This is a genomic window from Acidovorax sp. KPB24-03, assembly GCF_057546605.1.
In genome coordinates, this window is sequence record NZ_BAAJYR010000015.1 from 22,884 (window position 1) to 36,509 (window position 13,626).

General features: G+C 63.5%; 7 protein-coding genes, 1 tRNA gene and 1 riboswitch. Of the genes, 4 read left to right on the plus strand and 4 right to left on the minus strand.

Features of this window, described 5'->3' with window-relative positions; genetic code table 11:
* Positions 1–62 precede the first annotated feature (62 nt).
* Complete coding sequence (locus AC27KI_RS04360; RefSeq protein WP_284428728.1) at positions 63–281, plus strand: hypothetical protein; 219 nt, start codon at positions 63–65, stop codon at positions 279–281.
* A gap of 50 nt (positions 282–331) precedes the next feature.
* Here AC27KI_RS04360 and AC27KI_RS04365 read toward each other — a convergent pair whose 3' ends face one another.
* Both AC27KI_RS04365 and rnr read right to left on the minus strand, forming a co-directional pair.
* Complete coding sequence (locus AC27KI_RS04365) at positions 332–1,087, minus strand: SDR family oxidoreductase (protein ID WP_284428729.1); 756 nt, start codon at positions 1,085–1,087, stop codon at positions 332–334.
* A 48-nt stretch (positions 1,088–1,135) separates the two neighbouring features.
* Positions 1,136–3,430 carry a ribonuclease R gene (gene rnr / locus AC27KI_RS04370; protein ID WP_487112763.1) on the minus strand — a complete coding sequence of 765 codons (2,295 nt, stop codon included), beginning with the start codon at positions 3,428–3,430 and terminating at the stop codon, positions 1,136–1,138.
* A gap of 23 nt (positions 3,431–3,453) precedes the next feature.
* Between rnr and AC27KI_RS04375 the strand changes: the two genes are divergently transcribed.
* A tRNA-Leu gene (locus AC27KI_RS04375) sits at positions 3,454–3,538 on the plus strand.
* A 224-nt stretch (positions 3,539–3,762) separates the two neighbouring features.
* Here the strand turns inward: AC27KI_RS04375 and AC27KI_RS04380 are convergent.
* Both AC27KI_RS04380 and AC27KI_RS04385 read right to left on the minus strand, forming a co-directional pair.
* The gene (locus AC27KI_RS04380) at positions 3,763–6,492 is read right to left on the minus strand and encodes a DUF349 domain-containing protein (RefSeq protein ID WP_487112759.1); all 2,730 of its coding nucleotides are present in this window, start codon (positions 6,490–6,492) and stop codon (positions 3,763–3,765) included.
* A gap of 262 nt (positions 6,493–6,754) precedes the next feature.
* Positions 6,755–10,507 (minus strand): DUF748 domain-containing protein, encoded by a 3,753-nt coding sequence (locus AC27KI_RS04385; RefSeq protein WP_487112761.1) that lies wholly within the window; start codon positions 10,505–10,507, stop codon positions 6,755–6,757.
* Positions 10,508–11,223: 716 nt separating this feature from the next.
* On the opposite strand from AC27KI_RS04385, the gene AC27KI_RS04390 reads away from it, so the two are divergent.
* Positions 11,224–12,093: a lytic transglycosylase domain-containing protein gene (locus tag AC27KI_RS04390; protein WP_487088238.1), complete on the plus strand. Its 870-nt coding sequence runs from the start codon at positions 11,224–11,226 to the stop codon at positions 12,091–12,093.
* Between the two features lie 70 nt (positions 12,094–12,163).
* Positions 12,164–12,313, plus strand: a riboswitch (ZMP/ZTP riboswitch).
* Positions 12,314–12,347: 34 nt separating this feature from the next.
* A complete protein-coding gene (glyA, locus tag AC27KI_RS04395) occupies positions 12,348–13,592 on the plus strand; it encodes a serine hydroxymethyltransferase (RefSeq protein WP_272563963.1) in 1,245 nt (414 codons plus the stop codon).
* Positions 13,593–13,626: the final 34 nt, after the last annotated feature.

Consider the following 13,626-nt stretch of genomic DNA (forward strand, 5'->3'; position numbering starts at 1 on the left):
TTGCCAAATGCTTGGCAACAAGCATCCTCAATCCGGCGCCTGCACTTCTCTAGGAGATAGAAATGACCCGTAAATCCTGGCCCTTCCTGTCCACATACCAAGAGCGCAGACCTGAGCAGAATGTGGCTTTCTCTTCCACCGATGCGATCCAGCCTCCATTGGGGCAAAACGCCATTTCCCTGGGTACAGAACGGGCAGGAGCAGCTGCGTCATCAATGAACAACTCGCCACTTCGCTGCCCCGACTTCACCATCGGTAATCTTTCGCCTTCGGTGGCTTAAAGGGAGGAGAGGCCGGAACTCGCGGCCCCAACCCTCTCGATAGGAAGGCTTCAGCCTCGCCCGGCAAATGGCATCTTGGTGGCCATTACCGTGTGGAACATCACATTGGCCTCCAGGGGCAAATTGGCCATGTAGAGCACCGACTGGCCGACGATATCCACGTCCATCAACGGTTCAGCCGCTATCTGCCCGTTTGCCTGCTGTACCCCTTGCGTCATGCGCTGGGCAAGCTCCGTCCCCGCATTGCCTACATCGATCTGACCCACTGCAATATCGTATTTCCGGCCGTCCAACGACGCGGTTTTGGTGAGTCCAGAGACTGCGTGCTTCGTGGCTGTGTAGGCAATCGAATGGGGCCGTGGAACGTGCGCAGAGATGGAACCGTTATTGATGATGCGACCGCCTGACGGTTGCTGCGCCTTCATCACACGAAAGGCCTGCTGCAGGCAATAGAACATGCCATTGAGATTAGTGCCGACCACCTTGTGCCACTGCTCCAGCGGCAACTCGTCAATGGGCACAGCAGGCGCGCCGACGCCAGCGTTATTGAACAGCAAATCCACTCGCCCGAAAGCCTCCACTGCTCGGTCGAACAAGGCCCGAACGGCAATGGGATCCGCAACGTCCGTGGGAACCGCCAAGGATCGCCCCGCTGCACCGGCTTCGGCAATCACGGCATGCAACAGCGATTCCCGGCGTCCTGCGAGAACCACACGCCATCCGTCCTTCAACAAGGCCAACACAGCGGCTTTGCCAATGCCTGATCCGGCGCCGGTCACGATGGCCACTTTGGATGAATCACTCATCAACCATTCCTCATGGGATCATTGTTCAACGTAGCGGCGTGGTAACGCTCATCTGCGGGATTTGCGACCCTTGGCGGGAGGTCCCGCACGCTTTCCGGCGGCCTTGGGCGACTGCTTGCGCGAGGAACGCTCGTCAGTCGACACCCGGGTAGCCGATTTGCTGGAGGATTTTCTGTTCGAGCCGCTCGCAGTGTTCGCAGCCCGGCTGTCGGAGGAGCCGGCGCCCGCGGTTGCCTTACCTTTTGTCGGCCGAGGGGGCGCAAGGTCTTCACCTTCACGCATGAGCCGAAAATCGATCTTGCGGCCATCGAGATCCACCCGGCTCACCTGCACCCGCACGCGCGAGCCGATCGCATAGCGGATTCCAGTGCGTTCGCCGCGCAATTCCTGGCGGGCCTCGTCGAACTTGAAATACTCGCCACCCAGCTCAGTGATATGCACGAGGCCTTCGACATACATGGCGTCCAACGTCACGAAGATGCCGAAGCTGGTGGCTGCGCTGACCACACCGCTGTACTCCTCGCCCAGGTGCTCACGCATGTACTTGCATTTGAGCCAAGCCTCGACATCCCTGCTGGCCTCGTCCGCCCGGCGCTCATTGGCGCTGCAGTGCAGCCCTGCCGCTTCCCAGGCCTGCGTTTCCCGGGTGCTTGCCGGAGCCTCCTTTCGCGGCTGCATGGTGGGCGCAGCGACGCGCGCAGCCAGGCGCTTGGCCAGCTTGGCATGGGCTTCGCCAGGCATGGGCAATGCCGGCAGCCGGTATTTTGTTTTACCGAGGATGGCCTTGATCACCCGGTGAACCAGCAGATCAGGGTAACGGCGTATCGGGCTGGTGAAGTGGGTATAGGCCTCGAATGCAAGCCCGAAATGGCCGCTGTTGATCGGCGTATAGATGGCTTGCTGCATCGATCGCAGCAACATCGTATGGATCTGCTGAGCGTCGGGGCGGTCCTTGGTGGCGTCGGCAATGGCCTGGAAGTCGCCAGGCTTCGGATCGTCGCCGATCGACATGCCCACCCCCATGGCCTTGAGGTAATTGCGCAGGATCTCCTGCTTCTCCGGTGTCGGCCCTTCATGCACCCGGAACAAGCCAGGCTGCCCACCTTGCGCGATGAAATCGGCGCTGCAGACATTGGCAGCCAACATGGCTTCTTCGATGAGGCGGTGCGCGTCATTGCGGGTACGTGGCACGATCTTCTCGATGCGGCCGTTGTCATCGCAAATGATCTGCGTCTCGGTCGTTTCGAAATCCACGGCACCGCGCACATGCCGCGCAGCCAACAGGGCCCTGTAGACATCGTGCAGATTGAGCAGGTCTTTGACGCGGGGCTTGCGCTTCGTCGCCTCCGGTCCACGGGTATTGGCCAAGATGGCGGCCACCTCGGTGTAGGTGAAGCGGGCGTGGCTGAACATCACCGCGGGATAGAACTGGTACGCATGCACATCGCCCTTGGCCGTGATGAGCATGTCGCACACCATGCACAGGCGCTCCACCTCGGGATTCAGCGAGCACAGACCGTTGGACAGTTTCTCGGGCAGCATGGGAATCACGCGCCGGGGGAAATAGACGCTCGTCGCCCGGTCATAAGCGTCGATATCGATCGCGCTGCCAGTCTCCACGTAATGGCTCACATCCGCGATCGCCACCAGCAGTCGCCACCCCTTGGCGCGGCCAACCTTGGCTGGCTCGCAGTACACGGCATCGTCGAAATCGCGCGCATCTTCGCCATCGATGGTGACCAGCGGCACGTCCGTCAGGTCCACCCGGCTGCGCTTGTCCTGCGCGCGGACCTTATCGGGCAGTGCTTTGGCCTGCGCCAAAGCATCGGCCGAAAATTCGTGCGGCACGCCGTATTTGCGCACCGCGATCTCGATCTCCATGCCTGGATCGTCCACCTCGCCCAGGACCTCGGTGATTCGGCCAACCGGCTGCCCGAACAGGGCTGGCGGCTCGGTCAGTTGAACCACGACCACCTGCCCTGGTTTTGCCGTTCCAGTGGCCCCTTTGGGGATCAAAACATCCTGGCCATAGCGCTTGTCTTCCGGGGCCACGAGCCAGACACCGCTCTCTTGAAGCAATCGCCCGATGATGGGCTGGTCGGGCCGCTCGACGATTTCAACCACGCGCCCTTCCGGACGGCCCCGGCGATCCTGGCGAACGATCCGGACACGCACGCGATCCTTATGGAGCACGGCACGCATCTCGTTGGGGGGAATATAGATATCGGATTCGCCATCGTCTCGCTGCACAAATCCATGCCCGTCGCGATGCCCCTGCACACTGCCTTCGATCTCGTCTTCATTGCGCGCAGCAGGTGCGCCAGGGGTCGTTTTTTTTGATATACAATCTGAGTCTTTCCTGAAATGCCCAGGTGGCGGAATTGGTAGACGCACTAGTTTCAGGTACTAGCGAGTAACATCGTGGAGGTTCGAGTCCTCTCCTGGGCACCAAATTCAAAAAAGCCGCTGTGAAAACAGCGGCTTTTTTTTTTGCCCGATGCGCCATGAACCTGATGTCATGGCTCGGCTCATTCCGTGATGAGCCGCTCCACCATCGGCGTGGCTACGCGACCGGAGGCTGGAGCCTTCTGCCAACCACCAACCCGCAGTTCTCCATTGGCGGGTTGGTAGAACAGCAAGGCCGGTTGGGCCAAACGGCCTTGCTGTATTCGCGTTTATTTACGCAGCAGGGTCTTCAACGCGTTCTGCAACCTGCGGGCGCTGGTTTCGTCGGTTGCACTTGCAAGCACCCGGGCCACATCCTGGCCCCACGTCTGGACGGGCGTGGGATCGTTTCGGCGCGTGAGCAACTGGAGTTGGAGTGCACGGCGGGCCTGCAACTGCTCCGCAGGGGTCGGCACTTCGGCCGCCATTTCCAGCCTCAGCAAAGCCTCCGATGCATCCCCTTGGGGCGCGGCAGAAACCGCCTGGGTCCATGCAGAGCGGACGGACGCTTGTACTCCCAGTTCCTGCACGCTGGGCAACTGGGCTGCGTCACGTTTTTGCCAAGCAGCAATCAGTTGGGTGAGTGCCTCGCCATGCGCTTGCGCAGCCAGTTTGCGCAGTGTGAGTTGCGCATGTTCGAGTGCCTCGCGCTGGGCACGGAAAGCACTGTCGCCCAGGCGAGGACCGCGGGCTTCCGAACGGTCCCCAAACCGATCACCCCGATCCCCGAACCGGTCGCCCCGCGCATCGCCACCCCTGCCCGGGCCGGAGGCATCGCGCGGACCTCGTCCGTCTTTGCGGTCTCCCGGCCGTGCTGGACGGCCCGGCAGTGCAGGCGCATCTTTTTTCATACCCGGGCGATCGTCGCCACGCACAGCCACCACGGGACGTGGCGCAGGCTTCGGCGCCGCGGCAGGCGGCGGAGCCTGATCTGCATCGGCCCCCTCCCCTTCCGAAGCCGCGGCCCCCTCTGCGGGTGCGGAAGTCACGTTGTCCGACGCGGTAGCTGGCCTGTTCTGCGCAGCGGATGCTGCCGCTTCATTGGCCAATGCCTGTCCACGCAGCGCAGCCTCCAGAGCGACCATTGCGCCACGGATCTTTTGCGCATCGCCGCTGGCATTCGCTTCCTCCAGCGCCTTGGAGGCTTCCAAAACGACGCGGTCTCGGGCGCTGATCTCGCCAGCCATCTTGTCGCGATCAGCGGATTTGCGATTGAACGCTTCGTCAATGGGCTTGCGGAAGGCATCCCACAATTTCTGTTCGTGCTTGCGGTCCAGTGGCACGGACTGCGCTTCGGCCTGCCAGCGCTGCTGCAGTGCCTTCACCGCGTCGACCCGCAGTGTCGGCGCAGCCCCCAATGCGATTGCCTCATCGATCAGCGCGTGCCGACGTGCCAGGCTGTCCTTCTGCGCGGTTTCGAGCGGCGCGGCGGCGGCGGCCATGGCTTCTTTCCATTGGGGCTGCAGTTCAGCAAACACCTTTTCGCTGACATGACCGCCATCGCGCCACCGATCGCCGAACTGGTGGAGCGCACGGTTGACCGCTTTCCAGTCGGGCTGCCCGGCCGTTGCCTGGGCCGCCGTCCAAGCCTTCACCTCGTCCAGCAAGGCCACACGCTGGGCTTTGTGTTCAGCCGCATCGGCACGCACCTTTTCCAGCCAAGCCTCGACCACCTTGTGGGCTGCATTGCACGCCTCGTCGAATTTTTTCCACAGCGCATGGTTGGCCGGCCCCCCTTGGTCGGCCTGTTTCCACTGCTCGCGCAACTGGCGCAGCGTTTCCTGCATCTTGCGACCGCCCAAAGCTTGGCCTTCGGGACGTTGCAGCAACCCTTCCGCACGGGCCACCAGATCTTCCCGAACCTGGTCCGCGCTCCAGCGCTGCCAGCCTTCGAGTTCACCCGCCGCAACCAAAGCGGTGTGCACCTGCTGCTCCAGTGCCGCATCAATGTGCTTGCCATGGGTTTTCAGCACGCTGCGCAGCGCGGCTGCAGCGCCTGCGCTGGCTTTGCCGTGGCCTTCCGCTGTCTCACGCTCCAGTTTGCCCAATGCGTCGCGCACGGACTGCACCGCCTTGTCTCGCACTTCAGGATCCACCTTGGAGCGTGCGGGAGGCCGCACGGCCGGCTGTGCCGCGGCTGCGGCTTCCGATGGTTGGCCACGCGCCACCCGAAGCTCATCCGCCCACACGGGCACCGGGGGCAACGCTGCCGCAGGATCTTCCGACGCAGCAACCGCCTGCGCGACCGCCGGCTGGAATGCATCCCACACCACGAGCAACTGAGTGCGCGAAGCATCCAGCAACGGCGGGAAGCGAGCTTCCACGCTGGCCCAGGATGGGTCGTCCGTCAGTTCCTGCGCCTGTTGCTGCCAACGGCCCACGTCGGTGCGCAGCGCCTCCAATGCGGCCTGCGCATCACGCCAGGGCTTGGTGGACAGCACCTCGATGCGCTGGGCCAGCAACACTGCGGCCTCGCGCTGCACCTGCACACGGTGCTGCAGATCTTCGATGACCTTCATGCGCTCTGCCAATTGCACCTTGAGCGATGCCAAAGGTTCCCGCGACAAAGGGGCTCCCGCCTTGGCCGCGTCGCGCTGCCAAGCCAGCGCGTCGGCAATGTTCAGCTTGGCAGCAGCCAGCAAGCCCTGCGCCTTTTCGGCCCACTCGGCAGCGATCGCCTCCTGGCCCTTGGCACGCCGGATTTCATCGAGGCGCTCGCGAACAGCACGGGCTGCGCCCTTGTCGCGCCCACTCAGTTCCTTGAACACCTCCTGCAACTGCTCCGCCGACGGCTGGGTCTGCAGCCATTCGCGAATGCGCGATGCCCTCTCTCCCGAGGTCGCGGCGGAAAACGCGCCGCCCGTCAGCGCATCCAAGGGATGCGGCTCGGTGTGCTTGGCCGGGGCCGGGTTCACTTCGGGTGCGTCAGACATTTTGTTGCGAGAAGAAAAGGGAAACATGGATTCAGGGGGTAAAAGGCCGTGGCCGAGGAGCCAGCGCCTACAGGCAGCGCAGATGACGCCGCCGACAAGGGCGCTATTTTCGCCCGGTTTTAGCAAGTCCCCTACATGGGGCGTTTTTATTCGGACTCAGCGGGCACACGGGGCCATGGTTCAGACACTGGAGCGCTGAATATGGGGTGCAGCGCTGCGACTGCAATACGGCAATGTAGCCCACGGCCATGGATGGATGAAAAAGCTTGTTTCCACCGGATGCGCCCTTTCAGCGAGTGGACAAAGTAAGTTCTGCGTGGGGCGCCCCGTTCGCACTCTCCGAATCGATTTTCGGTGCGCCGACGAACAATCGCCCCAGCGCGACTTGCCGCCCCGCCAGGTAGTCACGGACCGCCACTGCCCGTGCCTGTGCCAGCTCTCTCATCGCCTCATCGGGAATTGCCATGTCCGCCAATAACAAGGCTTCCATTTCTGGCACGGACAAATCCTTCGCCATGCCGACCAGATTGCGGGGCTTGGCCATGTCGGTGCGGCGATACACCTCCTTGAGCGAGTCAGCGTACTGCGGAGAACCCGGCGCAGGCGCCTGGGGTTCCGAGGGCGCTTGATCGCCCCGCGCAGCCATGCGGCGCGCTTGTGCCGCCACCCGGGACTGCAGCGCGGCCCGTTTCCAGCCCTCTTGTTCGGCTTCTCGCTGAGCGTGCCCGGCGACGGTCATGTTCAGTCCCGGTCGGTCCGAGAGTGCCTGCCCGATCTTGTCGAGCGTCTTTCGGGCTTCATCGTCCAGGGCCGCGCTGCCCGGGGCGAAGTTGACGCGATCCAGCTCAGAACTGCCCCCCATCCATCCGGCCAGCAATGAAAACGGCGAAGTGATCGCCTTCATCACCAAGTTGCCCACCGCGCGAAAAATCACCGGCCCCAGGCGGAACTGGGGGTCGTTCAGCGAGCCATTGATCGGCAGTTCCACGTCGATCACACCATTTCGGTCAGCCAGCAAGGCAACGGCCAGGCGCACGGGCAAACTGGCCGGAGCGCCCTCCACCGGCTCGCCAAAACGCAATTGATTCAGCACGAGCTTGTTGCTGGCCGTCAATTGACCATCTGGCAGAACACGATAGTTGACGTCCATGCTCAGCTTGCCCCGCTCGATGCCATGGCCCGCGTATTTGATGCTGTAGGGCGAAAGCGGCGGCAGTTCCAGATCGCGCATCCGGCCTTGGATGTCCAGTGCCAAGGGCTTGGCCAGCGGATTCAGGCGCCCCGTGATGTCGAGCGAGGCCGAGCCCTGCGCCCGTCCGCGCAGTTGAAGTTCGGCCATGGCGGGCTCACCGCCCTCGGCGGAGGGCGCGGACGCAAAAGCCCCCAGGCGACCATTCAATTCGCTCAGGTCCGCTGAATAGTTGGGCCGAACGAACGAATCGGTAAAACGCACCGAACCGCCAGTGAGCACCACGGGGCCGAAACGCATGACTGGCGCCATTGCCGGCTTGGTGGCCTGGGGCGGCGTCGAGCCAGCCGCTGGGGTGATGTCGGGGGAAGCCTCCGCTGCTGCCGATCCACCGGGTGGCCCCTGGGCAGGCTGAGCAAGGTCCTGCAGATTGATGCGCCCATTCGGCTGAACGATGATGCGGGCAAAAAAGTCGCTCAACGCCGTTTCCTTGACGTCGAGCGCGGTTGGCTTTCCGGGCGCCAGGGTGAAATCCACCCCCTGCAGGGCCAGCGACTTCCAGTTCAGCAGTTCTTCCCCACGGATGGGTGCAGCCCCGTCGGCCGGTCCATTCGCGGCTGGGCGAACGGCCAGGGCCCTCACCCGCACCTCGTCCAGTGCGGCATTGCCCCGCACGCCGACGTCCGGGCCGTCGGTTTGCGCGGCATAACGCACCTCGCCATTGAAGCTGCCGAGGGCACGCACGACATCGACCGCCAACGGGTTGTCCACATACGGCTTGAAGGGATGCAGTGGCAGGCGGGACGCCTGCACCTTGCCCTGTGCCAACAGGGGCGTCATCTGCACCGTTCCTTCATAGGCCAGGTTGCCGGGATCTGTCCGCCCGGCCCCAAGGCGTGCCGATAGCGACAACGACACTGGAGGTGCGCCGGCATTCACAGGCCATGCCAAGCCCTTGGCACACATCTGGAAGGTGTCGAGCATTACCGCCACAGGCTGTGCCTTGGCCGCATCGTTGAACGCCAGCGCTCCACCGTCCACCGACACTTCGGCCAGTTGCACGCTCCAGCCGGGGGCTGCATCCGTGCGCGTTGCGGCGGTGACTGGCACACGGCCTTTCCCTGCGGTGTCGGGCACCGTCGTCAGCCAGCGCTCCACCATCCAGCGCCCGTCCCCAGTACGCTCCAGGCGCACTTTGGGCTGCGATGTCGCCACCCGCGCGATGGCAACGGTGCGCTGCGGCATCCGGATCAACGCATCCTCGACCTCGATGCGGCCGATTTCAGCCCAGGCCGCGTTGTTGCGCAGGCCCGAGACCGTGGCGGTCCCCTCTGGGCAGTCCCGACCAGCCGGAGCACAGGCCCATTCGGCGCGGTCCACCGACAGCTTCGCGATCTTTGCCGCCCACGCGGAGCCGTTCCAGGCGATGCCCCCATCGGAATCCAGCGTTCCGTCCAGTTGGGGCTGGACGAGGTTGGCCAGGTATGGCCGGGCCATGGACAACGGCCAGCCCCGGGCGGACACGGCCACGCGGCCCGATTGCGCCAGCACCTCCCCTTGAAGCGACAAGGTCGCGGCGTCGCTCCCCGCTTCGGACGACAGCCGCGCATCCGCAGTGAACTGCACTGGCCGGGTGAGTGGCAAGGCCAGCCGGGTCGCGCGCACCCGCAGGTCGCGGGCCGAGATGCGGGCGGGCACTGCTGTCCCATCGTCCAGCCAGTCCACCTGCCCCCCATTGATGGCCACCCGATCCACCACCACATCCCACGGTGCATCATGAGCCGCATTGGTCCCCGCCTTCGTGGCATTCTGGTCTTGCGCCGCACCGCCCAGCAAGGCCATGCGCCCTTCCCGGTCACGCCGCACCGTCGCATGCGGCCCGCGCCACTCCAGCGAAGCCACATGCACCTTCCGCTGGAAAGGCTGCAGCGCCGCCACCTGGGCGGTGACCATGTCGAACGACAGCAGTGGGCCACCCTGTCGATCGCTCACGCGTGCACCATGGACCTGCACCACGCCGCTCACCGAAAGAGCAGGTTCGGACTGTTTCTGGAACGTCAGCCGCAGATCGGCGTCCAGCGTGCCTTGCTCGATGCGTACCGGCATGGCGGGAGGAAGGTAGGCCAGGAACGGCTGCAGATCCAACCCCTTGAATTGCAGCGTGGCTTCGGTGTCCCGGCTGTCCAGAAATGGCGTGCTCTGGGCCCCGGTCGTGAACGCCGTACCGTTCAGTTGAAAGGCGAGATGGGGCGCGACCTTCACGGTGCGGTCCGCGGGCAGATTGCTCAGAAACGGCACGCTCAGGGAAAATCCACGCACGGTGTGGACCCGTTTTTGTGGCGCATCGCCGAAATCCACGGCACCGTCCCTCACCACGATGTTGTAGAACGAAAACCGCTGGGGCTGCGCATCGGGCTCGGCCGTCGCCGAGGATGGTGTCGAGAACTTTTTCAGCAGGTCATCGAAGTCGGTCTGCCCAGCCGACGTGCGCGACAGACGCAATGTGGGTCCATCGATCTGCAGCGCGTCGATCACCGGCGCCAGATGCCAAAGGGACTGCAGTTCTGCATCTATATAGAGGCGCTGAATTTCTAACTGGGGCTCCTTGCCCGAAGTGTCTGCAGCCATCCTCAGATCCCGCAGTTCCAGCTCCAGGGTCCATGGCTTGAAATCGATCTTCCCGACAGACAGTTCTCGCCCCAATTGCTCGGACACCGTGTTGTGCAGCACGTAGCGCAGCACGGTCGGAACCACGGCCCAGGCCAGCGCCCAGAATCCCAGCCAAGCCAGCAACGTCCACGCCACGCGGCGCACCCACAGGTTTTTGATGATCGAAAGCGCTTGCAGGGGCACGTCAGAGTCCGGTTTTCATTGCACAGATCATGGGATTCGAGCAGAAATCGGCCGGGTCAACATGTAACCAGTCGCAAAAAAGAAAGCCCGGTGGGATCTGTCGATCCGCACCGGGCTTGACGGCTGACACAACGGTCTTTTGCCATCATTTGCACCCTGGAGCTTGAACGTCCACGGGGCAGGAGGCAAGGTATTGCCTCCGGGGTCTGCCTTGGAAGTTTGACCAGTCACCTTCAGTGCACTGCATGCGTCTGGAGGGCGGCTCCGCTTCGTCCGGCGATGCCTGAATCACTCAGGCAAGGCCACTTTAGCCAAGTTGGCGGACCACCACAAGCTGGATTTTCAATCGCCCTCCATGCCTCGATTGCATTCATCACGGCGGGGCTGCAGAAGCGGTAACGATGCCTCATGCAAGAGTGCCGATGCACCCTATAAACCTGTGTTTCCTACCAGATTTTTAAGATCGAATTGATCTAACGATCGGTTTTGTTAGTATTGACTCTGTATTAAGAGCCCTCCTAGAATCCGCGAGCCCTGAAAAACGGGGTTGACGATCTTCCATCCGCTGCCGATCCCGGCTAAGTCAGTTCGGTCATTGAACGCTCTCCGGAGGCAATGCGAACCTGATGGCGTACCAATCCAGGCGAGATGCCTGGCACGGCCTGGCCCCTTGTGGGCCACCTTGCTCAGGCCTCGACTCAGAAAGGAAAAGCTACATGACAGCGTTAGGAACAGTGGTCGCCGGATTGCGAACGTTCGCATCCGATGTGATCGACGGTTTTCTTGAAATCACCCACAGCAGCTTCGCTCTCCTTGGCCTGGCTGTCGCTTTTGCCGTCATCACTTTGACCGCGCGTCCCGACCTGCGCCAGACCGGAGAAGAAAAGCTGATGGGCTGGCTGCAAGCCCGCCAGGTCGCGGTCATGGGCACGCCCATCGAGCCGGAAGCCAGCGAGCGCGCCACGGCGAGCAATCCGAAGGAACTGCCCAAGGAGCAGGCAGCCGTCACCTACTGGCTCAGCAAGAAGTACCGTGTGGCGCCGGAGCCTTTGGCAGTGCTGGTGGCCGAAGCCTATGAAATCGGCGGCAAGACCAAGCTGGACCCCACGTTGATCCTGTCGATCATGGCCGTGGAATCGAGCTTCAACCCCTTCGCCCAGAGCGCGGTGGGCGCCCAGGGCCTGATGCAGGTCATGACGAATGTGCACACCGACAAGTACCAGAATTTCGGTGGCCACTTCGCGGCCTTCGATCCGGTGAGCAACCTGCGCGTGGGCGTGAAGGTGCTGCAGGAATGCATCACCCGCGCCGGGTCCCTCGAAGGCGGCTTGCGCTATTACGTCGGCGCGGCCAATCTGCCCGACGATGGCGGGTACGCCGCCAAGGTGCTGGCCGAGCACTTCCGCCTGCGCCAGGTGGCCAGCGGCCGCTCGGTGCCGTTGCAACCGCCTGCTCCCGCCACGCCGGCTGCCCCGCCGATGCTCTCCACGCAGGCGCCGGCACAGACCGTTCCCGCCAAGGCGGCCGCCGAAGCGGAAGCCCCCAAGGCCAGCGCCGACAAGGTGGCGCTTCTCTCCGACCTTTGAACCGACGGTGCCCGACTTGGGGCATCGATTCACATCCTCGGGCGCCAGGCCCGGTGCGGTCAGCTACACTCGCGGGGTACGCAACTGGCGATAGGCGCGGCACTCCACTGCCGCCGCTGACGTGGAAACCGACAGGGGTTCACCCCCTGTGAACCACTGGGGAGCGTGCCGCACGGGCTGAAAGGCCTGCTGTGTTCCGCCGTTCGCCTGGGCAGCCCTTGTTTCAAGGGACACCAGTTCATAGGACTGCCAACATGTACCAACGCAATATCCTCGTCAGCCAGGCCGACCCTGAAATCTGGGCCGCCATCCAGGCCGAAAACGTTCGCCAGGAACAGCACATCGAGCTGATCGCCAGCGAAAACTACGCATCCCCCGCCGTCATGGCCGCCCAGGGCTCGCAGCTCACCAACAAGTACGCCGAAGGCTATCCCGGCAAGCGCTACTACGGCGGCTGCGAGAATGTGGACGTGGTCGAGCAACTGGCCATCGACCGCGTGAAGAAGCTCTTCGGTGCCGAAGCCGCCAACGTGCAGCCCAACTCCGGCTCGCAGGCCAACCAGGCCGTGCTGCTGGCCTTCCTCAAGCCCGGCGACACCATCCTCGGCATGAGCCTGGCCGAAGGCGGCCACTTGACGCACGGCATGCCGCTGAACATGAGCGGCAAGTGGTTCAACATCGTCTCGTACGGCCTCAACGACAAGGAAGAGATCGACTACGACGCGCTCGAAGCCAAGGCCCGTGAACACAAGCCCAAGCTGATCATCGCCGGCGCATCGGCCTATTCCCTGCGCATCGACTTCGAGCGCTTCGCAAAGATCGCCAAGGAAATCGGCGCGATCTTCTGGGTGGACATCGCCCACTACGCCGGCCTCGTGGTCGCGGGCCAGTACCCCAACCCCGTGCCCCATGCCGACGTGGTCACCTCCACCACGCACAAGAGCCTGCGCGGCCCGCGCGGCGGCATCATCCTGATGAAGTCCGAGCACGAGAAGGCCATCAACAGCGCCATCTTCCCCGGCCTGCAAGGCGGCCCGCTGGAACACGTGATCGCCGCCAAGGCCGTGGCCTTCAAGGAAGCGCTGGAGCCGGGCTTCAAGGCCTACCAGGAACAGGTCGCCAAGAACGCCAAGGTGTTCGCCGAGACGCTGATCGAGCGCGGCCTGCGCATCGTGAGCGGCCGCACCGAGAGCCACGTGATGCTGGTGGATCTGCGCGCCAAGGGCATCACCGGCAAGGAAGCCGAAGCCGCCCTGGGCAACGCCCACATCACCATCAACAAGAACTCGATCCCCAACGACCCTGAGAAACCGATGGTGACCAGCGGCATCCGCGTGGGCACGCCGGCCATCACGACGCGGGGCTTCAAGGAAGAGGAAACGCGCCTCACGGCCCATCTCCTGGCCGATGTGCTGGACAATCCGCGCGACGAGGCCAACCTGGCCGCGGTGCGGGCCAAGGTGCACGCGCTGACCTCGCGCTTTCCCGTCTACGGCTGATCCATGCCCCGCTCTCCGCTCAGCGCCGACTGCC

Coding starts and splice junctions, on each gene's coding strand:
- AC27KI_RS04360 (WP_284428728.1), top strand. CDS start 63: ATGACCCGTAAATCCTGGCCCTTCCTGTCCACATACCAAGAGCGCAGA.
- AC27KI_RS04365 (WP_284428729.1), bottom strand. CDS start 1,087: ATGAGTGATTCATCCAAAGTGGCCATCGTGACCGGCGCCGGATCAGGC.
- AC27KI_RS04380 (WP_487112759.1), bottom strand. CDS start 6,492: ATGTTTCCCTTTTCTTCTCGCAACAAAATGTCTGACGCACCCGAAGTG.
- AC27KI_RS04390 (WP_487088238.1), top strand. CDS start 11,224: ATGACAGCGTTAGGAACAGTGGTCGCCGGATTGCGAACGTTCGCATCC.
- glyA (WP_272563963.1), top strand. CDS start 12,348: ATGTACCAACGCAATATCCTCGTCAGCCAGGCCGACCCTGAAATCTGG.